Origin of the sequence: Sphingobacterium paucimobilis HER1398, from assembly GCF_000416985.1 — a bacterium.
GTDB classification, from domain to species: Bacteria; Bacteroidota; Bacteroidia; order Sphingobacteriales; family Sphingobacteriaceae; genus Sphingobacterium; species Sphingobacterium paucimobilis.
In genome coordinates, this window is the sequence record NZ_ATDL01000016.1 from 306091 (window position 1) to 330613 (window position 24523).

A 24523-nucleotide genomic window follows, 5' to 3' on the forward strand; every position below is an offset into this window, starting at 1 on the left:
ATTAAATCGAAAAACGCAATCTTATATACAGCTTAAATGGATAGCAATAAAAAATATTGGAAGGGTTTAGAAGAATTGAATCAAACGCCTGCTTTTGTTGAAAACAACAAGGGGGAGTTTGCTGAGCCTATTCCTGTAGAAGATGTATTAAATGAAGCAGGTTTAAGTACAAGAACTCCACGTCGTGATTTCTTGAAAGCTTTAGGGTTTGGTTTGGGCGCTGTTACGTTGGCAGCATGTAACCGTACACCGGTTCACAAGGCTGTTCCTTATGTAATCAAGCCAGAGGAGATTACTCCAGGTATTCCAAACTATTATGCTTCCTCTTTTAATGGACAGAGTATTTTGGTTAGAACACGTGAGGGGCGTCCTATTTCTGTAGAGGCAAATCCAAATGGTGTTGGTTTGAATCAAGGTACGGATGCTAATACGGTGGCTTCTGTTCTTGATTTGTACGATATGTCCAAATTGCAGAACCCACAGATTGGTGGTAAAGATGTAGAATGGTCTAAGTTAGATGCTACGGTAATCGCAGCATTAACAAAAGCAGCAGCTGCAGGCAAACAGATTACTATTGTATCTAATACGGTAAATTCACCGTCAACGTTGGCATCTATCGCTAAATTGTCAGCGAAATACCCTACTGCTAATCATATTCAAGTAGATGCAATCTCGTATAGCGGTATTGTTGAAGCAAATAAAAACAATTTTGGCAAAGCTGTAATTCCAAGTTACAATTTCGGTAATGCACAGATTGTTGTTTCAGTTGCAGCTGATTTCTTAGGATCTTGGTTGGCAGGTGAAGAGCATACACAAGATTATATCAAAAACCGTGACTACAAATCGTTGAAAAACGGTAAGATGTCACGTCATATCCAATTCGAATCTGGTCTTTCGATGACCGGTTCAAATGCGGACGTTCGTATCGCTATCAAGCCTTCAGAAGAAGGTGCGGTATTAATTTCATTATACAATGAGATTACAGGACAGTCTGTTGCAGGTGGTACTACGAATGCGAAAGCACAAACGGCGATCAAGTTGGCCGCGAAAGAATTGGTTGCTGCAAAAGGTAAATCTATTGTTGTTGCAGGGGCGAACGATGTGAATGTGCAGTCGTTAGTAAATGCCATCAATACGCAATTAGGTGCCTACGGTACGATTATCGATTTGGATAATTACTCGAAGCAACACCAAGGTTCTGATGCTGCATTCCAACAGTTCTTGACAGCTGCAAAGGCTGGACAGGTTGGTGTTGCATTCTTCTTAAACAGCAACCCAGTTTACGATTACTTTAAAGCAGAGGATGTTAAAGCCGCTATTGCGAAAATAGACTTTACATTGTCATTTGCTGATCGTGCAGAGGAAACAGCTTCTACATTGAATGCTATTGCACCAGTTCCTACTTACTTGGAATCATGGGGTGATGCGTCTTCTAAAGAGGGCTTATATACGGTTGTACAACCGACGATCAATCCAGTATTCAACACAAGACAGGCTGAACAAAGTTTGTTGGTTTGGGCTGGTGAGACAACAAGCATCTACGATTTCGTAAAACAAACTTGGGATACGACGATCTTAGCTGGAACAGGTAAATCATGGAAAGATGTACTACAAGTTGGATACATCTATAAAGGAACAAACCAAGGATCGTCTTATTCTGCTAATGTAGATGTGAATGCAGTATCTTCTGCAATCGTTGCCGATGCTAAGAAAGTCGCTGGCGATGTAGAGTTGAAATTGTATGAGTCTACGGTGATGCGCGATGGTCGTTACGCCAACAACGCTTACTTGCAAGAATTGCCTGATCCGGTATCTAAGGTTACTTGGGACAACTACGCCGCTCTTAACCCTAAATTTGCAGAGCAATTGGGCTTGGGAGAGAATGGTAAAGTAAAAGTTGAAGCTAACGGTTACAGCTTAGAGCTTCCAGTGGTATTGCAACCAGGACAAGCAATGGGTACGGTTTCTGTGGCTTTGGGATACGGTCGTACACATGTTGGTAAAGCGGGTAATAATGTAGGTCACAATGCTTATCCTTTTGCTACATTGGTGAATGGTACAGTACAGTTAGCTGCTAAAGCTACCGTAACTAAAGCTTCTGGTACTTATGAATTGGCGCAAACACAGACACACCATACGATCGAGGGCCGTAATATTATTCGCGAGACTACTTTTGCGAAGTATTTGAAGGATCCAAACTCAGAGTCTGGTCGTTTCTCAGATACACACAAAACGTACGATTTGTGGAACAAGTTTGAACAACCAGGCCACAAATGGGTCATGGCTATCGACTTGAACGCATGTACAGGTTGTGGTTCATGTATCGTAGCGTGTAACGTGGAGAATAACATTCCTGTTGTAGGACGTGACGAGGTTCGCCGTCGTCGTGAAATGCACTGGTTACGTATTGACCGTTACTACACAATCGAAGATAATGGTACAAAATATACCAAAGAGAAAGAAATTGCTCATATCGATGACTTCGAAAATGTAACAGTTGTTCATCAGCCTATGTTGTGTCAGCACTGTGAGCATGCTCCATGTGAAACGGTATGTCCGGTATTGGCAACAGTACACTCTTCCGAAGGTCTTAACCATATGGCTTATAACCGTTGTTTCGGTACGCGTTACTGTGCCAACAACTGTCCATATAAAGTACGTCGTTTCAACTGGTTCAACTACTGGAATGATTCCCGTTTTGACAACTACTTGAACAATGAGTTTACACAGTTGGTATTGAATCCTGATGTTACGACACGTTCTCGTGGGGTAATGGAAAAATGTTCGATGTGTATCCAACGTATTCAGGCAGGTAAATTGCAGGCTAAGATGGAGAATCGTAAATTGAAAGATGGCGATGTTAAAATGGCTTGTCAAGCGGCATGTTCTGCTAACGCAATCATCTTCGGTGATGCTAACGATCCTGAATCTGAAGTGTCAAAAGCATTACGTAACGAACGTGTGTACTACGTCTTAGAAGAAATCAATGTTCAGCCGAACATCGGTTATATGACTAAGGTAAGAAACACATTTGAAGCATAATTTTATTCTATATCTGAAATAAAACAACTATGTCATCGCATAACGAATCAATATTAAGAGAACCATTAATGACCGGTAAGGGCATCACTTACGCACAAGTGACTGATGATATCCTTTTACCGGTTGAAAATAAGCCAAACAAAGCTTGGTGGATAGGATTTATCGTAGCCGTGTGTGGAGCTATGTTATGGGTCGTAAGTGTTGGATACACGTTTTGGACGGGTATCGGTGCTTGGGGTCTGAATAAAACTGTGGGTTGGGCTTGGGATATCACCGACTTTGTGTGGTGGGTAGGTATCGGGCACGCCGGAACGCTGATTTCAGCGGTATTATTAATTTTCCGTCAGAACTGGCGGAACTCGATTAACCGTTCGGCAGAGGCGATGACGATCTTCGCCGTTATCTGTGCCGCAACATATGTTGTTGCGCATATGGGACGCCCTTGGTTAGCGTACTGGATTTTCCCACTTCCTAACCAGTTCGGTTCACTGTGGGTAAACTTTAACTCGCCGTTAGTATGGGATGCGTTTGCGATCTCTACCTACTTTACCGTATCCTTAGTGTTCTGGTACTGTGGATTGTTACCGGATATCGCTACTGTACGTGACCGTGCGGAAGGGTTGAGAAAGAAAATTTACTCTGTTCTTTCCTTCGGATGGAATGGATCTGTAAAATCGTGGCAACGTTTTGAGATCGTATCACTGATCTTAGCTGGTATTTCTACACCACTGGTACTTTCGGTACACACGATTGTATCCATGGACTTTGCAACATCTGTTATTCCAGGATGGCATACCACGATTTTCCCTCCGTACTTCGTTGCGGGAGCGATTTTCTCGGGTTTTGCGATGGTACAGACATTATTGTTGATACTTCGTAAAGTCATGAACTTTGAGCATTACATCACCATGTTCCATATCGAAGCGATGAACAAGATCATTATGGTGACGGGTTCTATCGTTGGTGTAGCGTATCTAACGGAGTTGTTTATTGCATGGTACTCAGGTTCTGAATATGAGATGTACGCTTTTGCTAACCGTATTGCGGGACCGTATGCTTGGGCATATTGGGCGATGATGACCTGTAACGTGATCTCTCCGCAGTTGTTCTGGTTCAAGAAAATCCGTACAAGTATTCCTATCTCTTGGGTATTGTCTATTATCGTAAATATTGGTATGTGGTTCGAACGTTTCGTAATTATTGTTACATCGTTGCACCGCGATTACCTACCTTCTTCATGGGCAATGTTCTACCCAACCTGGGTTGACGTCGGTATCTTTGTAGGTTCGATCGGATTGTTCTTTACTTTGTTCCTATTGTTCTTACGTTTCTTACCAGGTATAGCAATAGCCGAAGTGAAATTATTGTTGAAGAGCTCTAGTTTGCAACATAAAACTAAGCTTGTTCAAGAAGGGGCATTCCCTGATGATCAAGTTGAGTTCTTTAGAGAATCAATGAAGAAATATGACTCTGTAACAGAGGAAGAAATTAACGCATTACGTAAAAAATAATAGCAATGAGCAATACAAAATATATATTAGGAAGTTTTGCGGATCCTGACGAGATGATGGATGGGATTGATAAATTGCAAGCAAACAACATCAGCATATACGATTGTTTTACCCCTATGCCTATTCACGGTATTGAAGCTAAATTAGGTGTTAGACCTTCTCGTCTACCGATAGCCGCATTCTGTTTTGGAGGTTTAGGATTGATATTAGGATTCAGCTTATTGTATTTCACTATGTCTTACGATTGGCCGATGAATATCGGAGGTAAGCCTTCGATGCCATTGCCTAACTTTGTACCGGTTACTTTTGAGGTAACGATATTATTATGTGCATTGGGTATGGTAGCTACCTTCTTTTTCCGTAATCATTTGTTCCCAGGACGTGCACCACGTGTGATGGATCTGAGAGCTACGGACGACCGCTTTATCATTGCGATTGATGCACGTGATAATGCTGATCATACGTTGATCGACAATTTGTTAAAAGAAGCTGGTGCAGTAGAAGTTAAGTACAATGAAAGAAAATATGTTAGTTATGAATAAGAAGAATTTTCTTGGCGCTGTATGTGTAGCGGTAGCTTTCGCTGCAGTAACTACTGCTTGTGGTGACGGGACAACGCGTAGCACAGGTTTAGAATTTTCACGTAATATGTATGATCCGATTGCTTATAATCCGGATCAGCCAAATAATAATTTTAAGAATAAGCAGACTGCACAGACACCTCCTGACGGAACGAATCCAATCGGTTTCGAGCGCTTCGGATCGGAGTACGAGAATACTGTTGAAGATTATACACGTGCAGGTGCTGAGTTAACTAATCCGCTTGAAGCGACAAAGGAAAACTTAGCACAGGGTGAGCATTTGTTTATCGCCAACTGTGCTGTGTGTCATGGTAAAGAGGGTAAAGGTGATGGTTCGATCACAAAGGATCGTCAAGTGACTGATTCGAGAGGAACTCGTAAGTTGGAGAATTTCCCTCCTCCTCCGTCGTATGCTATCTCTTCTGGAGCAAACTCATCTAGAGGTGGTGCTATGGCTGATCTTACAGCGGGAAAGATTTATCATACTATTTACTACGGTTTGAATACAATGGGATCACACGCGTCTCAGTTGAATCCAGAAGAGCGTTGGAAAGTAGTTATGTATGTACAAGAATTACAAAAGAAATAACCTAACATCAATTTTATAAATGGGAACTCACAATCATCATCACGATTATAATTTCAGCGAGCAGTATACTTTTGCTGGCACGGCTAAGGTGATTAGCCTAGTTGCTATCGTATTGGGTATAGCTGCCATTGCTTTCGGTATGTTATCAAGTGAACATATTATTGTTGAGCGTACATATGCTAACCTGTTATTGATGGGGTATTACTTTACTTGTGTATGTGCAGCAGGAGCATTTTTTGTCGCTCTTCAATTAGTAACACAATCGGCTTGGTCTGCTGGATTAATACGTATCCCTCAGGCGATGGCGAGTATCTTGCCTATAGCATCTCTGGTTCTTCTAGTTATAGTAGGATTAGGGTTATATACGCACAATCTTTATCACCACTGGAATGCAGATGGCCTAATGGACCCAAATAGTCCAAATTACGATGCGCTAGTGGCTGGTAAGCAAGCTTTTTTGAATGTACCTGGATTTTTGATTCGTCAAATCTTATTTATGGGTAGCTACAGTATCTTTGCTTTCATTTTGGCTAAGTTGTCTTACAACGAAGACTTAGAAGGTGGACTTACATCGTACAAAAAAGGATTTAAACTTTCTGCTATTTTCTTAGTAGTATTTGGTTTTACAACACCAATTTGGTCTTTTGATACGATCATGTCGTTAGAGGCGCATTGGTTCTCTACCATGTTTGGCTGGTATAACTTTGCTGCAATGTGGGTAAGTGGGCTATGTGTTATTACGGTAATACTTATCCTGTTGAAGAAAGCAGGTTATATGGCTTGGGTAAACGAAAATCACTTGCATGATTTAGGGAAGTTAATCTTTGGTTTCTCTATTTTCTGGACTTATGTTTGGTTTGCTCAGTTTATGTTGATCTACTACTCTAATATTCCAGAGGAGACGGTATATTTCTACAAGCGTTTCGAACCAGAATATAAATTGTGGTTTTGGTTAAGTATTGTTATTAACTTTGTAGCACCTTTGTTATTATTGGTGGACAGAGATCTGAAGCGTAAGCAGAACGCTATGTTGTTTGTCGCTATATTGTTGTTATGCGGTCACTGGTTGGATTATTATATTATGATCATGCCAGGTACTGTTGATACAGAGAGAGGGTTCGGCGTTATAGAGGTGGGTACAGCTATCGGTTTCGTTGGATTGTTTACTTTCTTGGTGATGAATAAGTTGAGTAAACATGCTTTGGTGCCAAAGAATCATCCTTTCTTGGACGAAAGTTTACATCATCAGATTTAATAGAACTAAAGAGATCACGTTCAAACGTTTATTATAAGAAATGAATTTAAAAATAAATAACAGGTTTAAATCCATAATGGGTTTACTACTATTGATCAGCTTTTGTTTTGTAGTGCCAGTATCGGCCGCACAAAGTGATTCTACTGTGGTGGATACTACAGCAACTGTTACAGCTGTTGCTACAACTGATTCAACATCAGTAGATACTGCTGGAGCGGCTGTTGTTACAGATTCTAGTGCTACTGATGTGTCTGCAACAGCTACGGATGGAGCTGCAGTTGCGAAAGTAGAGGAGGCTACTAAAATAGCCCCTCAGGTTTACAAGAATTTTTTCTATTATGTGTTACTGTTCTTGGTAGCATGTACAATCATAGCAGTGATTGGAAAAATCCATTCGGTTTATGTGTTGACACGTAAGATGAACGGAAAGTACAATCCACTGAGTAATAACAACTGGCAGGCGGGCTTGTTTCTTTTGTTTTTGGTTGTTTTCCTAGCGGGTGTTTACTATTCCTACGCTGTGTGGGGAAGTTGGGCTTGGCGCGATGCAGCGACCGAACATGGTAAAGCGATTGACCAGATGTTTATCATCACATTAGTGATTACTACTTTTGTTTTGGTAATAACGCATATCGTTTTGTTGACATTTACCTATGTCTACAGAATGAGAGCAAAACGTATGGCTTATTATTATCCACATAACGATGCCATTGAGCGTATTTGGACAATTGTTCCAGCAATAGTATTAACTGTTTTGGTATTGTTCGGATTCTTTACATGGAGATCAATCACAAATGTTCCTGAGGAGTTACAAAAATCAGCAATACAAGTTGAGGTATTGGGAGAGCAATTCCAATGGCATGTTCGTTATCCTGGAGCTGATGGTATAATCGGTAAGCGTAATTACAAAATGACATCCCCTACAAATGGTTACGGTATTGATTTTAACGATAAAAACTCGTGGGATGATATTCGCGGCGAAGACATTGTTATTCCCGTAAACAAATCCGTGCGTTTTCATATTATTTCTAAAGATATTATCCACTCATTCTATATTCCTGATTTCCGTGTACAAGTTAATGCGGTACCAGGTATGACTAACTATTTCCAGTTTACGCCTACTGTAACTACTGAGGAGATGCGCGATCGTATGAATGACCCTAACTACAATTTTATCATGTTATGTAATAAGATTTGCGGTTCAGGTCACTGGAATATGGGTAAAAAGGTAATAGTAGTTACCGAAGCTGAATATAAAGATTGGTTGAGCAAACAACAAAAGTACTTCACAGAAGAACTTCAACAGGAGTTTGCTGGTACTAGTGAAGTCGAAGGGATTACAACAGCTTCTGTCAATTAATTGTTAAAAGAATTTATAATAGAATATGTCAAGCACAGTTATATCACACGACGCAGGTCATCATGATGCACATGGTCATCACCATGAGACTTTCCTAACAAAGTATATCTTTAGTCAGGATCACAAGATGATTGCGAAGCAATTCTTGATTACGGGTATCATCATGGCCGTTTTCGCTATGCTATTGTCCCTTTTGTTCCGTATCCAACTCGCTTGGCCGGATAAGGATTTTCCAATTTTAGAAGTTTTCTTAGGTAAATGGGCCGAGGGGGGTCGTATTAAGCCCGAGTTCTTCTTGTCTTTAGTGACTATCCACGGTACCATGATGGTTTTCTTCGTATTGACAGCAGGCTTGTCAGGTACGTTTAGTAACCTTCTGATACCTTATCAATTGGGAGCCCGAGATATGGCCTCTCCTTTTATGAACATGCTGTCCTACTGGTTCTTCTTTGTAGCCTGTGTGATTATGGTAGGTTCTTTCTTTGTTGAAAGTGGACCTGCATCTGCAGGATGGACGATCTATCCGCCCCTATCCGCTCTTCCTACATCTATCGCAGGATCAGGCTTAGGGATGACATTGTGGTTAGCCAGTATGGTATTGTTTATTGCCTCTCAGGTAATGGGTGGTGTTAACTATATCAGTACAGTATTGAATATGCGTACTAAAGGGATGGATCTTTGGAGAATGCCATTGACTATTTGGTCTTTCTTCCTGACAGCTATTGTTGGTTTACTTTCATTCCCAGTATTAGTTTCAGCTGTTGTATTGTTGATATTCGACCGTTCTGCGGGTACTTCTTTCTACTTATCGGATTTGGTAGTAGGCGGTCAGATTTTACCTAATGAAGGTGGTTCTCCGATCTTGTTCCAGCACTTATTCTGGTTCTTAGGTCACCCTGAGGTTTATATCGTTGTTATGCCTGCGTTAGGTTTGACATCTGAAGTTATCTCTACAAACTCTCGTAAACCGATCTTCGGTTACCACGCGATGGTTTACTCTTTAGTAGGTATTACGGTATTGTCATTTATAGTTTGGGGACACCACATGTTTGTGACAGGTATGAATCCTTTCTTAGGAGGAGTATTTATGATTACAACGTTGATTATTGCGGTTCCTTCAGCAGTTAAGGCCTTTAACTATATGGCTACCCTTTGGAGAGGTAATATCCGTTTTACACCTGCAATGATGTTTGCTATCGGTATGGTATCTTTCTTTATTTCCGGTGGTTTGACAGGTATTTTCCTAGGTAACGCGACGTTAGATATTAATATACATGATACATACTTTGTTGTAGCTCACTTCCACTTGGTAATGGGATCTGCTTCTATATTTGGTATGTTATGTGGTGTTTACCATTGGTATCCTAAGATGTTCGGTAGAATGATGAACGAAAAATTGGGCTATTTCCATTTTTGGTTGACATTTATCGGCGCATATTTGGTGTTTTTCCCAATGCACTTTATGGGTATTGACGGTGTGCCTCGTCGTTACTATGCTTTTACCGAGTTCCCTTTCATGGAGAAGTGGGTATCAGTAAACATATTGGTTACTTGGGCGGCTATTATAGCAGGTTTAGGCCAATTGGCATTCTTGATTAATTTCTTTGGTTCTATTTGGAACGGTAAGAAAGCAACTCAAAACCCTTGGAATTCAAATACACTGGAGTGGACAACTCCTGTAGAACATATCCACGGAAACTGGCCAGGTGAGATTCCAACGGTATATCGTTGGCCTTATGATTACTCTAAGCCTGGACATGATGAGGATTTCATCCCTCAGAATGTGCCGTTCTCTCAAACTATGAGTTCGAATATGATGCACGATTTTGAAGGTGATGAGGAAGCTGTTCGTATACAAGAGCAGTGGAATAAAGAAAATAATAGAGTAGTAGAAGGTTAGGTATTAACCTACCTTCTATTACAAATTTGATAAAGTGTAGATAGATGTATCCAGCTGGCGAAAAGCGGTTTATTAGAATCAACAGATTTACGATATTTATTTTATTTGTCGTTATCACAGCTGGTGGGGTAGTTAGAAGTACGGGTTCGGGAATGGGATGTCCGGATTGGCCAAAATGTTTTAATCGGATTATACCCCCTACAGATGCTTCGCAATTGCCCGAAGGATACGAACAGCATTATATCGAAGGACGGGTTAAGAAGAATGATAGGTTTGCCAAGATGGTGGAAGCTTTTGGTTTTTCTAAGCTCGCGGATGATATTCGTCACGATGAGTCGATTTTGAAGCATGAAGAATTTAATGCTGTGAAGACTTGGACGGAGTATATCAATCGACTTGCTGGTGTTGTCGCCGGTTTTGCGCTTCTTTTTTCGGCTATCTATTCCTTTACATACATAAAATCTAAGCCCGCAATTTTGGCGTGGAGCGTTCTTAATCTTTTTGCTGTAGTTGTACAGGCTTGGTTGGGATCAATAGTCGTATCTACTAACCTGATGCCTTGGGTGATCACTGTACATATGTTGCTTGCTCTGCTTATTGTAGCGATTAGCATATATACATTTTACCTAGCAACAACTTTCAGAAACAAAACGATTCTTATCAACTATCCTTCTGGGGGTCTTAAGGCACTAGCCATTTTATCTTTGGTGATTATGTTGGTGCAGGTCGTTTATGGGACGGAAGTTAGGGAGGCAATCGATCATCTGAACTATTTAGGAAAGGAACGAGCTACTTGGATTGACTCGATAGGAAGTGTCTACGAAATCCATCGGATTTTAGCATACGTTACGTTAGGTATTACGGTGTTGTTTTTCTTCTTAGTGAAGAATAGATTCAGCAAGCTTTCTATCCAGAGCCGATATGCTTGGATTGTTTTGGTATTGGTATTGATTCAAATGGCGTCCGGGATTATCCTCGCACGTTTTTCAGTACCCGCTGTTGCTCAGACTACACACTTGGTTATTGCAAGTCTGTTTTTTGGAGCACAATATTATTTGATGCTTTTGATGACTAAGTTGAAGAGATAATGGAGAACGTTTGTTTTTCTTTTTTAGCGTACTGGGAGGTGAAGAATTAAATGAAAACCTTTATATCTGATTTTAACAAATTAGTCAAATTAAGATTAACGTTAACTGTTGTATTTTCGGCATCGATATCATTTTTGATTGGTGCGAATCAACAGGGTGAGGTTATGTGGTTCAATTGGATACTCTTGACATTAGGAGGTTTTTTGGTAACAGGGGCTGCTAATGGATTTAACGAGATCATTGAAAAGGATATAGATAAGTTGATGACGCGGACGATGGATCGCCCACTGCCTGCAGGTCGGATGACAACAGGGCAGGCGTTGGTGCTTAGCGTTTTTATGGGCATTTTAGGAACTTTGGTTCTTGTTCAGCTTAATTTTATCGCTGGTCTGCTTTCTGTTTTTTCTATATTTCTGTACGCGTTTGTATACACACCTTTAAAGCAAAAGTCGCCTATTGCGGTTTTCGTTGGTGCTATTCCAGGAGCATTACCGCCATTGATTGGTTATTATGCTGCTTTTAAGTCGGAAGGTTTTGGATTAGCCTATGCTTCTGTTAGCGAGGCAGCGGTAGTAGTTACGCCTTTGGTCTTGTTTGCGATTCAGTTTCTTTGGCAATATCCCCATTTTTGGGCAATCGCTTGGGTGGCTGATGAGGACTATAAAAAGGCAGGGATTCGTTTGTTGCCAACGACAAAGAAAGACTCAGTTTCTGCAGCTATGATACTTATTTCGGCGTTACTGATGATACCGGCTGGCTTTTTGCCCATGTATTACGGGTTTGGAGGTTTGGTTTTTACGATAGTGTCATTGTTGGGTGGGATAGCTTTTACTTGGTATGGCTATCAGCATTTTGTGCAGCGTACAGATGCATCGGCTAAAAAGGTCATGTATGTATCTTTTCTGTATTTACCATTGACACAACTCGTACTTTTATTTGATTTTAACCCTTTTTAATTTAAGATGGGAACCATAACAATGAATTTGGAAGAATTACAACAGTCGAGAAAGGCCAAAAAGTTTAACCTTTGGTTGGGAATCATAGGAATGTTTATGATGTTTGCTGCACTTTCTAGTGGGTTTATAGTATATACCGCTAGCGGGGTAGACAAAGGAATCAAAACAATTTTGCCGCAGGCTTTTATTTATAGTACGTTGACGATAGTTCTTAGTAGTATTACGTTGCATTTAGCTTATTCTGCAGCGAAACTTGGAAATATCGGTAGACAAAAGCTATTGTTATTAATCACAGTAGCGCTTGGTGTAGTTTTTTTCGGATTACAGGTACATGCTTGGAAGATATTGACACAACAAGGTGTTTATTTTATTAATAATAATGCTTCGCAGTCGTTTATCTATGTATTTACGGGATTACACCTTTTACATATTGTCGTGGGTGTGTTTGTTCTTTTAAGGGCTCTTACTGGAGTCTTGAAAGAGATACCACAAGACGATAATGTGTTTCGAATGGATCTAGCTACTGTTTTTTGGCATTTTCTAGATCTTTTATGGATTTATATATATGTTTTCTTACTTTTGAATCAATAATAGTAAACAATGAGTACAACTGTATCGCAATTGGATAAGGTTAAAGACGGACCATGGAACGGTGGTAGGTCACCTTGGAACTTAGAGTATGGAAAGATCATGATGTGGTTTTTCTTGGTGTCGGATGCCTTTACATTTTCAGCATTCCTAATTTATTATGGTGCTCAAAAATTTGCGCAACCTACCTGGATTGATGCGGATAAGGTTTTCCAATCTATCCCTGGGATAGCAGATTCTGGCCAGCCTTTGGTTTTTGTCGGTATCATGACCTTTATCTTGATTATGTCTTCAGTAACTATGGTATTAGCTGTAGAGGCTGGACATCGTAATTCTAAACATGAGGTCGTTAAATGGATGATGTGGACAGTGTTGGGAGGCTTTATGTTTCTCGGTTGTCAGGCTTTAGAGTGGTCTCACCTACATCACCAAGGATTTTGGTTTGGAAGAAATCCTGCGACAGGCATGACCGATCCTGCCATGATCGCGGAGACATTGCGACCTTACTTTACGAATGATATTTCGTACACAGCGGCATTGCAATTTGCGAATTTATTTTTCGCTATTACTGGTTTTCACGGGTTGCACGTTTCAATTGGACTGTTGCTTAATATCATCATTTTATGTATGACATTAAATAATACGTTCGAGAGAAGAGGTACTTATTTAATGGTTGAGAAAGTTGGCCTTTATTGGCACTTTGTGGATTTAGTGTGGGTATTCGTATTTACATTCTTCTACTTAATCTAATTATAAAACTTAGCAATTTATCTAAAGAGATGGCAAACCACGACAATATAGGTGCACAAGAAGGGCACGCACACGAAGAAGGAATGGATAAGAAGCGTATTTGGTCTGTATTTTTCATTCTACTGGCACTTACAGCTTTGGAGTTCCTTATCGCATTAGGCTTCGTTCACCACTGGGGAATATTGCAAAAGGGAGCATTGGTTAACACGATTTATATCGTATTGACACTCGTAAAAGCATACTACATTGTAGCATTCTTTATGCACTTGAAGTTTGAGAAGTCAGGCTTTATCGTCACAACTAGTATCGTTTTCCTTTTTATTATTTATTTTATTATTCTTATCCTTATCGAAGGAAACTATTTGTTGACTCATTTTCATGAGCACGCTATTTTCCCAAATAAATAGTAATGCAAAATAAATCAAGAAGAAAGAATATTTCGACTTTTGTAATCCTGGCTATAGTACTACTAGTGCCAGGATTTTTGTATATAGGACTTAATAAAATTGGATCCAATACCTATTTAAAGTTACCTGTGTACGGTGAGAAGCATCTATCTGGTAAGATGAACCGTAAGATGGGAAGGGAGATTCCTGATACCGTCTTTCATCAGATTAGTCCTCTTACCTTAGTTAATGCGAAGGGAGATTCTGTTTCTTTCCTGAGATCGGATTCGCTAATCTCTGTTGTTCATACCTTTTACTCTACAGATAAAGGTTTATCGAAAGCAATGTTAGAGAATTTACGTCCAGTAGTCGAGCGATTTAAAAATAATCATAAAGTAAAGTTCTATTCTATTTCTGTTGATTCTGCCGATAGCTTGTTAAATTTGAGCCAAATAAGAGATCAATATACAAAGGGACTAGATACACATTGGGATATTTTGAAAGGCAGCTCCGATATCTTGTCTTATGTGAGAGAACAATTATTGAGCGATGCATTACAAGACCCTGCAGACCCAAGTCGGTTTACCATTAGTAGTCAATATATATTAATAGATTCAGAACGTCGCATCCGGGGATTTTATGATATCAATCTGAAGGCAAATATGGAGCGATTAGAAGATGAAATCAAAGTACAATTAGTAGAGGAAGCAAGGAACAATCCGTTAAAAGTAGAAAAAAGGTAGTTTTATGGCTATGACAGAAGAAGAGAAAAAGTATAAGGGGTGGATTTGGACTTTATCCGTGGTAATTCCCTTGGCAGTGGCAGCGTTGTTTGGTGTTAATTTACGTAAGCTTGGCTATGATGTCGAACCTTTATCGTTTTTACCCCCTATTTACGCGACCATTAATGGATTAACAGCTGTATTGTTGGTGTGGGCAGTTTCAGCCGTCAAAAGAAGGAAGCTAAAATTACATGAAAACTTGATCAAACTCTGCATGGTTTGTTCTTCGTTATTTTTATTGATGTATGTAGCTTATCATATGACTTCGGATTCAACATCCTATGGGGGAGAAGGAGCATTGCGGTATGTATACTTCTTCATCCTGATTACCCATATCATATTGTCCGTGATCATTATTCCGTTTGTCCTTTTTACCTTTGTAAGGGGGATAGCGGGAGCTTATGAAAGGCATAAACGATTAGCTCGTATCACTTATCCGATGTGGTTGTATGTGGCTGTTACAGGTGTTGTCGTGTATGTCATGATTTCTCCGTACTATGCGCATTAAGGTTAAGGACGTTAGAAAAGGTTAAAAGGTCTCACATTTTAATATTAAATAGAAATGAATAGAGTTTGGGTATATCAAGCAGATCGCTTTTTAACGGATAATGAAGTGGAAGAGATCAACAGTGCGTTGGTGAGTTTTGTATCTTCTTGGACAGCACATGGTTCAGCGCTTGCGGGAAGAGGACAAGTTCGGGATAAGCTTTTTTTAATTCTGGAAGTTGATGAAAAGCAGGCGGGAGTAACAGGTTGTTCTATCGATAAATCTGTTCATTTCTTAAAAGGATTAGGACAGCAGTTCGGGGTGGATTTCTTTGATCGAATGAAGGTGTCATTTAGAAACGATGCTGGTGAGATCAGTCTAGTTTCAAGAGGTAAGTTTGAGGAACTAGTAAAGTCAGAACAAATTATGGCCGATACTATAGTATTCAATAACCTTGTGCAGAATTCGGAGCAACTGGAGAAGGAATGGGAAATTCCTTTTAGAGAAAGCTGGCACAGTAAAGTATTTTAATATAGTATACAAGATATAAAAAAGGCTGTTCTACAATTGTAGAGCAGCCTTTTTTTATAGCAATCATATGCTGTTTACAGCGTTGTTCTAGGAGATGCAGAGCGGATTTCTTCGCTAGCTTCATCCTCATATTGCTTGAAGTTATTCACAAAAAGCTGTGCTAACGCTAAGGCTTGTTGATCGTATGCTTCTGGATCTGCCCATGTAGTCCTTGGGTTTAATACTTCTGCTGGTACACCTGGACAAGACTGCGGCTTCAACAAACCAAATACAACGTGTGGCACATACTCTACCTTATCAAGGTCTCCGCGCATAGCTGCATTGATCATCGCACGCGTATATTTCAAATTCATACGCTTGCCTACACCATATTTACCGCCTGTCCAGCCTGTATTAATCAGCCATACATTGACATCTGGATTTTTAGCTAATTTTTCGCCCAATAACTCGGCATATTTTGTAGGGTGTAAAGGTAAGAATACACGGCCAAAACAAGCAGAGAAAGTTGTTTGGGGTTCCGTGATACCGACCTCTGTTCCTGCAACTTTAGCGGTGTAACCAGAGATGAAATGATACATTGCTTGAGCCTTCGTTAATTTTGATATCGGAGGAAGAATGCCAAAAGCATCACATGTCAAGAAGAATATATTTTTAGGTTTGCCTCCCAATGAAGGCTCCTTCGCGTTTGGAATGTAGTCTATTGGATAGGCTGCCCGTGTATTCTCCGTGATAGTAGCATCTGCAAAATCTACCACATTACTGTCTTTAAAGAAGGAAATGTTTTCCAACAAGGTACCCGGTTTGATTGCCGCGTAAATCTCTGGCTCTTTTTCCGCACTTAAGTCTATACATTTGGCATAGCAGCCTCCTTCAAAATTGAATACCGAACTATCTGCCCAACCATGTTCATCATCACCAATAAGAGATCTGCTAGCGTCAGCAGATAATGTGGTTTTGCCCGTTCCACTCAGACCAAAGAATAGAGATACATCTCCTTCTTTACCTTCGTTGGCTGAACAGTGCATGGGAAGAACATTATACTGATGCGGAAGTATGAAGTTAAGAACGGAGAATATTCCTTTTTTCATCTCTCCCGTATAGGCAGATCCGCCGATTAAAATAACTTTTTCACTAAAGTTTACAATGGTGAAATTGGCAGATCTCGTCCCATCTACTTCTGGATTGGCTTCGAATTCCGGAATCTGCAGAATGACCCACTCTTTTTCGAATGTAGTGAGTTCTTCTTCTGAAGGTCTGATGAAAAGATTATTGCAGAATAGATTCGCCCACGGTAATGTGTTAATCACCGTAACCCGTAAGCGGTATGTCGGATCTGCTCCAGCATAACAATTTCTTACCCAGACTTCTTTGCCTGCCAAATAAGAGCGCATCTTTTGATATAGATTATCAAAGATCTCTTTCGTAATAGCGATATTAATGTCGCCCCAATCTACACTGTTTTCAGTAAGGCTGTCTTTCACAACAAATTTGTCTTTCGGTGATCTACCAGTAAATTTTCCAGTATTCACACATAAAGCGCCTTTATCATTTAATGAGCCTTGTCCTAGCTCTAGCGTTTGAGCAGTAAGCTTTTCGTTGCTTAAGTTCCAGTGTATTGTTCCTGCATCTAACCCAATTGAATTCAAATCGAATGAAGAACTTTTTGTCCCAAATTCACGTAGCTCCATTATTATCATAATTTTGTTTTACGAAGCTAAGGTAGGGACAATAGCAAAATGAAAATAAACAAAGTTTATTTTTACAAAAAATCCTTCTAATACCTTATATCAATCACTTATTTAATCAATATTTCAATAAATCTTGTTTATTTGTTGATGAATAAACCTAACTTTTGAAATTTTGTAAATCCAAAGCGGTGCTTGGGCTCGATCAGAAGGGATAATTTGGGCAAAATATGTTAATTGTTTTTATCTTTTATCCACACTATATTTTCCAGGACCGATCAATGACAGTGCAATAAACACGGACATTAGTTCAATGGCATGTGACGCTGTGTTAAAGCCGTCTCCCTGAGATAGATGGGTGATGGTAGCTGTCAACATAGTAAAAGCCAATAGTATACTGTTTTGTCTGGTCCAAAGGCCGATGACGATAAATAATGAACATAAACTCTCTACGATTGCAGCAGAGAAGCCCCATGCGATGGGGAAGAAGTTTATACCTAAATTGCCCATGGCTAAGCCGACTTTGTTCCACATGTCAGGGCCACCCATTAATTTAGGAAGACCGTGAAGGGTTAACATACAGATGCCTATAGTGGCACGTAGAATTAATAGACCGATGTCTTTTTTAGTACTAGTAGCGCTCATTTTTTAGCTAAGATAAGTTATGGAAACATTTTCTACAGTGACGCGGAATTCGATTTCTTCCCCGAAAACCAAAGCTCTATTGTCGTCGATATGTCCAGCAGGACATCCAAATGCTACTGGATAATCAAGCTCTTGGATTTTGGACCCTATGATTTCTTCTATAGTCTGCCCAAAAGCGGGATCAGAATCTTTCATTTCCGTAAATCCGCCAATGATTAGTCCGGTGATTTTATCTATTTTTTTTGCCCGTTTGAGTGTCCATAGCATACGATCTACGTTGTAGTAGGATTCTCCGACATCCTCTAAAAACAGTATTTTTCCCGTGTAATCGACATCCGAGTCGGATGCCAGTATACTCTGAAGGATAGCTAAATTGCCACCTGTAAGTACACCTTTTGCTATACCGAGCCGTTGGGCCGATGAAGTGGATGCATAAATTAAATCCTTGTTTTCTCCGAACAGGGCTGCTTTTAGGGTCGATAGAGAGGCCGGACTTGCATCGAGAAACGACTTGACCATTTGCCCATGGATAGTCGGTATTTGATATTGTCGCTGTATGTGGCTATGGATTGCCGTGATGTCACTGAATCCGACAAGCCATTTTGGACTTTTTACAAAATTTGAAAAATCTAATCGGTCTATTATTCGTACTGATCCGTAGCCTCCACGGCCCGCTATGATTGCTTTTATGCTGGGGTCGTCTAAGGCTCGTTGCAGGTCGTTGGCTCGCAGGTCGTCATCTCCTGCAAATTGATGGGACTGTGCGTAAGTGGAGGGATAGATTTCCAGTTCTAGTCCCCAGCTTGTCAATATGTCAAATGCGGGACTGAGGTCTTCTTTGATATAACTTGCGGGACATAATACGGCAACTTTATCCCCTTTTTTTAAATATGTCGGTGTATTTATCATCGGTTTGTTCCAAAACTTTATTTGTGCAAAAAAATAAGATAAATAATTTTCTGTTAGAAATCTAAACGGGCGCTTATTGATTCAGCGCAAATTGAGTTATCTTTGCAAACAATGTTACAATTTAATTTTTAGTAATACCATTAAAAATACGATATCTTGAGCAATTTATCTAAAAAACGTTATACGATAACTTCGGCATTACCGTATGCAAATGGTCCCCTGCATATAGGACATTTAGCCGGGGCTTATATTCCAGGGGATATCTTTGTGCGTTTCTTGCGTTTGAATAATAAGGATGTAGTCTATGTATGCGGCTCGGATGAGCATGGTGCAGCTATTACTATTAAGGCAAAAAAAGAAGGAGTAACGCCTCGCGAAATTATTGATAAGTATAATCAACAGATCAAAGAGTCCTTTGCTGATTTTGGAATTTCGTTTGATATCTATCACCGTACATCGGAGCCAATCCATCATGAGCTTTCTCAAGAGTTTTTCTTGAATCTGTATGAGAAAGGTGAATTTATCGAGAAGTTTTCGGAACAGTACTATGATGAAGAATTCCACCAATTCTTAGCTGATCGATATATTACAGGTACTTGTCCACATTGTCAGAGCGAAGGAGCTTATGGCGACCAGTGCGAGAAATGTGGTACATCTTTAAGTCCTACTGATCTGATCAATCCTAAATCCACTCTGAGCGGTAAGACCCCTATTCTAAAAGAAACAAAGCATTGGTACCTGCCTTTGGATAAATACCAACCATGGCTGGAAAAATGGTTGATCGAAGGAAAGAAAGATGTTTTGAAATCTAATGTCTTTGGACAGTGCCAGTCTTGGTTAAAGTCTGGTTTGCAACCCCGCTCAATGACCCGTGATTTGGATTGGGGGGTCGATGTTCCATTGGATGAGGCGGCAGGTAAGAAATTGTATGTATGGTTGGATGCACCAATCGGCTATATTTCTGCAACGAAGCAGTGGGCTATAGATCAAGGGAAAAACTGGGAGGACTACTGGAAGAAACAAGCTAATCCGGAGGATGATGCTACATTAATCCATTTTATCGGCAAAGATAATATTGTGTTCCACTGTATTATTTTTCCGGCGATATTACACGCTCATGGCGAATACATTTTGCCGGATAATGTACCGGCAAATGAGTTTTTGAATTTAGAAGGAGACAAACTTTCTACTTCACGTAATCATGCGGTATGGCTTCATGAATACCTGGATGAATTTCCAGGAAAGCAAGATGAACTGCGCTATGTGTTGACATCGATTTTACCGGAGACTTCGGATAGTGAGTTTACTTGGAAGGATTTTCAGGCACGGGTCAATAATGAATTGGTCGCTATATTGGGTAATTTTGTCAATCGTGTGATGGTTCTTTCTCATAAATATTTTGAAGGCAAATTATTGAAAGGTACTGATTACAACGAAACTGACCTTGCTGTATTCGATGAATTGGCCAAATATCCTGGGATGATCGAACAGTCTATGTCGCAGTATAGATTTAGAGAGGCATTGACACATTTTATGAATGCTGCCCGCTTAGGAAACAAATACTTGGCAGACGAAGAGCCTTGGAAAGTGATCAAGACAGATGAAGAACGCGTTAAAACGGTCTTGAACGTAGCGACGCAGATTGTAGCTAATTTAGCGATATTAGGGCAGCCATTTTTACCTAAAACGGCAAGTAAGTTGTTCGAGATGCTACAGTTGGCTCCTCAGAAATGGGACAGAGCTGGTGTTTCAAATCTTGTTGAGGAGTTACATCAATTGGGTGAGGCACAGTTGTTATTTGAAAAGATAACGGATGAGCAAGTTGATTTTCAGTTGGAAAAATTGGCAACAGCAAAAGTTAACAATGCAAAAGCGGCAGTCAGCGTAACACCAGCGAAAGCGAATATCAATTTTGATGATTTTATGAAGCTGGATATCCGCGTGGGTACTATCCTGGAAGCCGAAAAAGTAGCTAAGACCAAGAAATTGTTGAAGCTGAAGATAGATACAGGGATTGACCAACGTACAGTAGTATCTGGAATTGCAGAGTTTTTCTCGGCAGAAGATATCATCGGTAAACAGGTCTCCATATTGGTCAATCTAGAACCTCGTGAGATCAAGGGGATACAGTCCCAAGGTATGATATTGATGGCGGAGGATGCCGACGGAAGGTTAGACTTTGTAAATCCTCAAGCAGCGATAACCAATGGGAGTGTTGTCCGCTAGAAAATTGTCGGAATAAGTTAATGAAAAAACACCCTTAGCTTTTGCTAGGGGTGTTTTTTTTAGGCAAGAAACTTATAATATAGCCTATTAAAAATCCAATCATAGAAGGTATTACCCAGCCCAGTTCGATATCGAATAGTGGTATTTTATTCCATAAGGTTAAAATATCGGTCGACCAAAGACCGAGAACTTTGCCGACATTTAAGGTTGCTATCGCGGTTGATGCTATTAAAGCGCCAATATAGGGGGCTTTAGTCTTTACAAATCGACCGAATAGTACAATATAAAGGACAAGTGTAATGACAATAGGGTAAGCAAAGGCTAACGGGGGGTAGGCAAATTGAATAATACTGTCGACACCCTTCACTGCAAATGCTGCAGAGAGTACACAACAGATCGTGACGATTAGTTTGTAGCTGAGTCGACCTCTGCTTAGTTCAGAAAAGAAAGATCCAACAGCGGAGGTTACGGCTATGGCTGTAGTCAGACAAGCTAAACCAATGCTCAATGCGATACCCAACATGCCATATTTGCCAAGGATCTGCTGTGCGATTTGTATCAGCAGTGAAGAGCGTGGAATTTCCATATTGGTAACGCCTGATGTAGCCCCTAAATAGACTAGCCCGCCGTAAATAAGGAATAAACACGACGCGGATACAATTCCTGAGGTGATTACTACTTTGTTTTTTTCTTTTAGGGTCGTATAGCCCTTCGATTTTGCAGCGTTGATGATAATCCCCGCAAAGATGACCGAAGCAAATACGTCGAGTGTTTGGTAGCCTTCGGTAAATCCTAAAGAAAAGGATTCTAGGGAATTAAGGGAGGATAACGAGTAATCTGCCGGAGGGTTTACTATACCTAATATGATGAGTGCTAAGAGAAGTAATAGCAGTAAGGGCGTGAAAAAGTTACCAATAATGTCGACAACTTTGGAGGGCACAATAGTTAACGCCCAAGTTGCGGTGAAAAATAAGATGGAGGACCATACCGGGTTGAAATCTGGAAAGGAGGGTAGAATAGCTATTTCATGTGTAGTAGCGGCGGTTCGTGGGATAGCTATTAAGGGACCGATGCATAACATGATTATGGATCCTAATATTGGTGCAAGTTTGGAGTGAATCCGGTTCCCCAAATCATGAAATGAATTGCCAGATTGTACAATAGAAAGAATCCCAAAAAACGGCAGTAAGATGCCTGTCAGCCCAAATGCCAAAATCGTTATTGCAATGTGCGATCCTATCTGCAGGCCAATAAAAGGCGGAAGCAGCAAGTTGCCTGCGCCAAAGAACATAGCAAATAATGCGAAGCCAATGGTCAGTATATCTTTATATTTTTTCAAGTCTATTGGTTATAAAATAAATGGATAAGTTGTTTTGCTTCAAGGACATCGTGCACACGTAATAGTTGTACTCCATGCTGTAGTAAAACGGTGTTTAGTGCGGTAGTCGCCGAGAGCGATTCTTGAGGGGTAATTTCCAGTTTCTTATAGATCATTGATTTTCTAGAAATTCCGCCGAGTAGCGGTAGGCCCATATAATGCAGTTCACCAATACGGTGCAATAGTTCGTAGTTTTGGGTAATAGTTTTTGAAAAGCCAAAACCAGGATCTAGGATAATGTCTTTGACTCCCATGTTCCTTAGCGAAGCTACCCGCTGGCCAAAGTAAATGGCGATATCTTCGACGATGTCTTCATATTCTGTAAGCTGCTGCATGGTCTCTGGTGTACCGCGCATATGCATGAGGATATAGGGGACTTGGAGTTTCGCAACTGTAGAAAACATGTTTTCATCCAGGTTTCCACCAGATATATCATTGATAATATGTGCGCCAGCTTGGATCGCTGCATGTGCTACCTCAGCGCGAAAGGTGTCTATGGATAGCACGATCTCTGGGGTATTGGTCGCGAGGTATTCAATGATTGGTAGTGCACGATCTATCTCTTCTTGAATAGAGATCGGCGCAGCGCCTGGTCGAGATGAATAAGCTCCTATATCGAGTATGTCTGCCCCTTGCTCTATGAGTTGGATTGCTTTTACCGATGCTGCGTCTAGTGTATTATGTTGACCGCCGTCAAAAAAAGAATCGGGTGTTACATTGAGAATGCCCATAATCTGTGGTTTCTCGAATGTCTCTAGCTTTCCCTTTAGATTAATGCTTTGGCAGGAGGCTGTTTTTAGGCCGTGCATAGTATTGGAATATAATAAGGCTGTAACAGTTGTGCTGCTACAGCCTTGAATTTATTTAACAAGAGGATTATTTGATAACCAATATACCATCAGCTATCATGTTAATATTGTCTGCACTCTTTTTGGTTACTTTCCCTTCCAGGATAACGGTTTTCCCATTCAGATCAGCAGGTACTGTGAAAGCTCCTTCTTTAAATCTTACCGTTATTGCATTGTCGTTAACAAGGCCTAGCATCAAGTAACATCCGCTCATTTTACAAACTTGGGTAACCTCTCCTTTTATTTTTCCGGTGAAGGTATCCGATTTAAGCAATTTGTTTTGCAATGTCTCTGTGCTAATGGCATTATTCTGGTTAATGCTTTTACCGTAGGTCGTACCTGGAGTAGAAGGTTTAACTTCCTTTTGTTGGGCAAAACTTAGGGTTGCCAACATAAAAAGAACAAAACTAAGGGCTAATATTTTTTTCATCATGATATTATTTACGTAAGAATTCAAATTTGCCGCTGGGATCCAACTTTATAATGATAGAGGGCTCTCCTGGCGTATTTTCATTTTGTCCAAATCTAACGATATAATCTGCCTTTTCCTTGATTAACTCGTCAATTTGGTCAAAGGTGAGAGCTGAGGGCGCGCCACTTATATTAGCAGAGGTCGAAATGATAGGCTTCTTGAAACGTTGTAGAAGCTGTTGGCAGAAAGGATGGGATACAATACGGATTCCGATACTGCCATCTTCTGCCACAGCATTTTCTGCTAGATTCTTGGCACCGGAATAAACTATCGTAATTGGCCTGTCATATACCTCTATCAGCTCATAGGCAACATCCGGAATCTCACGTACATAGCTGGCCAGCTGATTTTCGTTATGTAGGAGAATAAGCATGCTTTTGCTTTTATCTCTTTCTTTAAGTGCGAATATTTTTTCTACAGCCGCGGGGTTGGTTGCATCACAGCCAATCCCCCAAATCGTATCGGTGGGATAAAGGATGAGGCCTCCGTTTTTAAGTGTTTCGAGCGCCTGATTTACATCTTCTTTATCAATAGATGGTCTATGCATTTTTATA

23 protein-coding genes are annotated in these 24523 nt (G+C 40.3%); 16 read left to right on the top strand and 7 right to left on the bottom strand.

Annotated features, from left to right (window positions below; genetic code table 11):
• Positions 1 to 36 precede the first annotated feature (36 nt).
• From M472_RS38320 to M472_RS38390, 15 genes are all read left to right on the top strand, one after another.
• The gene (locus tag M472_RS38320; protein WP_021071288.1) at positions 37 to 3042 is read left to right on the top strand and encodes a TAT-variant-translocated molybdopterin oxidoreductase; all 3006 of its coding nucleotides are present in this window, start codon (positions 37 to 39) and stop codon (positions 3040 to 3042) included.
• 29 nt (positions 3043 to 3071) lie between these two features.
• A complete protein-coding gene (gene nrfD / locus M472_RS38325; protein ID WP_021071289.1) occupies positions 3072 to 4553 on the top strand; it encodes an NrfD/PsrC family molybdoenzyme membrane anchor subunit in 1482 nt (493 codons plus the stop codon).
• A 5-nt stretch (positions 4554 to 4558) separates the two neighbouring features.
• Positions 4559 to 5095 (top strand): DUF3341 domain-containing protein, encoded by a 537-nt coding sequence (locus tag M472_RS38330; RefSeq protein ID WP_021071290.1) that lies wholly within the window; start codon positions 4559 to 4561, stop codon positions 5093 to 5095.
• Positions 5067 to 5723: a c-type cytochrome gene (locus tag M472_RS38335; protein WP_021071291.1), complete on the top strand. Its 657-nt coding sequence runs from the start codon at positions 5067 to 5069 to the stop codon at positions 5721 to 5723. The genes M472_RS38330 and M472_RS38335 overlap by 29 nt, the downstream gene beginning before the upstream one ends.
• A gap of 19 nt (positions 5724 to 5742) precedes the next feature.
• On the top strand, positions 5743 to 6978 hold the full coding sequence (locus M472_RS38340; protein ID WP_021071292.1) for a hypothetical protein: 1236 nt from the start codon (positions 5743 to 5745) through the stop codon (positions 6976 to 6978).
• 76 nt (positions 6979 to 7054) lie between these two features.
• The gene (locus tag M472_RS38345) at positions 7055 to 8338 is read left to right on the top strand and encodes a cytochrome c oxidase subunit II (protein ID WP_021071293.1); all 1284 of its coding nucleotides are present in this window, start codon (positions 7055 to 7057) and stop codon (positions 8336 to 8338) included.
• A 25-nt stretch (positions 8339 to 8363) separates the two neighbouring features.
• A complete protein-coding gene (locus tag M472_RS38350) occupies positions 8364 to 10238 on the top strand; it encodes a cytochrome c oxidase subunit I (RefSeq protein WP_021071294.1) in 1875 nt (624 codons plus the stop codon).
• Between the two features lie 44 nt (positions 10239 to 10282).
• The gene (locus M472_RS38355; RefSeq protein WP_021071295.1) at positions 10283 to 11326 is read left to right on the top strand and encodes a COX15/CtaA family protein; all 1044 of its coding nucleotides are present in this window, start codon (positions 10283 to 10285) and stop codon (positions 11324 to 11326) included.
• A gap of 50 nt (positions 11327 to 11376) precedes the next feature.
• Complete coding sequence (gene cyoE / locus M472_RS38360) at positions 11377 to 12282, top strand: heme o synthase (RefSeq protein ID WP_021071296.1); 906 nt, start codon at positions 11377 to 11379, stop codon at positions 12280 to 12282.
• A 6-nt stretch (positions 12283 to 12288) separates the two neighbouring features.
• The gene (locus tag M472_RS38365; RefSeq protein ID WP_031301890.1) at positions 12289 to 12873 is read left to right on the top strand and encodes a cytochrome c oxidase subunit 3; all 585 of its coding nucleotides are present in this window, start codon (positions 12289 to 12291) and stop codon (positions 12871 to 12873) included.
• Between the two features lie 9 nt (positions 12874 to 12882).
• Positions 12883 to 13620, top strand: a complete 738-nt coding sequence (locus M472_RS38370; RefSeq protein ID WP_021071298.1) for a cytochrome c oxidase subunit 3 — start codon at positions 12883 to 12885, stop codon at positions 13618 to 13620.
• Positions 13621 to 13649: 29 nt separating this feature from the next.
• Positions 13650 to 14027: a cytochrome C oxidase subunit IV family protein gene (locus tag M472_RS38375; protein WP_021071299.1), complete on the top strand. Its 378-nt coding sequence runs from the start codon at positions 13650 to 13652 to the stop codon at positions 14025 to 14027.
• A 2-nt stretch (positions 14028 to 14029) separates the two neighbouring features.
• Complete coding sequence (locus M472_RS38380; protein ID WP_021071300.1) at positions 14030 to 14749, top strand: thioredoxin domain-containing protein; 720 nt, start codon at positions 14030 to 14032, stop codon at positions 14747 to 14749.
• 4 nt (positions 14750 to 14753) lie between these two features.
• Complete coding sequence (locus M472_RS38385) at positions 14754 to 15296, top strand: DUF420 domain-containing protein (protein WP_031301891.1); 543 nt, start codon at positions 14754 to 14756, stop codon at positions 15294 to 15296.
• 54 nt (positions 15297 to 15350) lie between these two features.
• On the top strand, positions 15351 to 15806 hold the full coding sequence (locus tag M472_RS38390) for a hypothetical protein (RefSeq protein WP_021071302.1): 456 nt from the start codon (positions 15351 to 15353) through the stop codon (positions 15804 to 15806).
• Between the two features lie 74 nt (positions 15807 to 15880).
• Here M472_RS38390 and pckA read toward each other — a convergent pair whose 3' ends face one another.
• From pckA to M472_RS38405, 3 genes are all read right to left on the bottom strand, one after another.
• On the bottom strand, positions 15881 to 17503 hold the full coding sequence (gene pckA / locus M472_RS38395; RefSeq protein ID WP_021071303.1) for a phosphoenolpyruvate carboxykinase (ATP): 1623 nt from the start codon (positions 17501 to 17503) through the stop codon (positions 15881 to 15883).
• A gap of 231 nt (positions 17504 to 17734) precedes the next feature.
• A complete protein-coding gene (locus tag M472_RS38400; protein ID WP_021071304.1) occupies positions 17735 to 18136 on the bottom strand; it encodes a DoxX family protein in 402 nt (133 codons plus the stop codon).
• A gap of 3 nt (positions 18137 to 18139) precedes the next feature.
• The gene (locus tag M472_RS38405; RefSeq protein ID WP_021071305.1) at positions 18140 to 19045 is read right to left on the bottom strand and encodes a S66 peptidase family protein; all 906 of its coding nucleotides are present in this window, start codon (positions 19043 to 19045) and stop codon (positions 18140 to 18142) included.
• Positions 19046 to 19201: 156 nt separating this feature from the next.
• On the opposite strand from M472_RS38405, the gene metG reads away from it, so the two are divergent.
• Positions 19202 to 21271 carry a methionine--tRNA ligase gene (metG, locus tag M472_RS38410; RefSeq protein WP_021071306.1) on the top strand — a complete coding sequence of 690 codons (2070 nt, stop codon included), beginning with the start codon at positions 19202 to 19204 and terminating at the stop codon, positions 21269 to 21271.
• Between the two features lie 34 nt (positions 21272 to 21305).
• Here the strand turns inward: metG and brnQ are convergent, their stop codons facing one another.
• From brnQ to M472_RS38425, 4 genes are all read right to left on the bottom strand, one after another.
• Positions 21306 to 22610: a branched-chain amino acid transport system II carrier protein gene (gene brnQ, locus M472_RS38415; RefSeq protein WP_021071307.1), complete on the bottom strand. Its 1305-nt coding sequence runs from the start codon at positions 22608 to 22610 to the stop codon at positions 21306 to 21308.
• Between the two features lie 2 nt (positions 22611 to 22612).
• Positions 22613 to 23458 carry a dihydropteroate synthase gene (gene folP / locus M472_RS38420; RefSeq protein WP_021071308.1) on the bottom strand — a complete coding sequence of 282 codons (846 nt, stop codon included), beginning with the start codon at positions 23456 to 23458 and terminating at the stop codon, positions 22613 to 22615.
• A gap of 67 nt (positions 23459 to 23525) precedes the next feature.
• Positions 23526 to 23930 (bottom strand): DUF4920 domain-containing protein, encoded by a 405-nt coding sequence (locus tag M472_RS0122945; RefSeq protein WP_081643195.1) that lies wholly within the window; start codon positions 23928 to 23930, stop codon positions 23526 to 23528.
• 4 nt (positions 23931 to 23934) lie between these two features.
• A complete protein-coding gene (locus tag M472_RS38425) occupies positions 23935 to 24516 on the bottom strand; it encodes an L-threonylcarbamoyladenylate synthase (protein WP_021071310.1) in 582 nt (193 codons plus the stop codon).
• Positions 24517 to 24523: the final 7 nt, after the last annotated feature.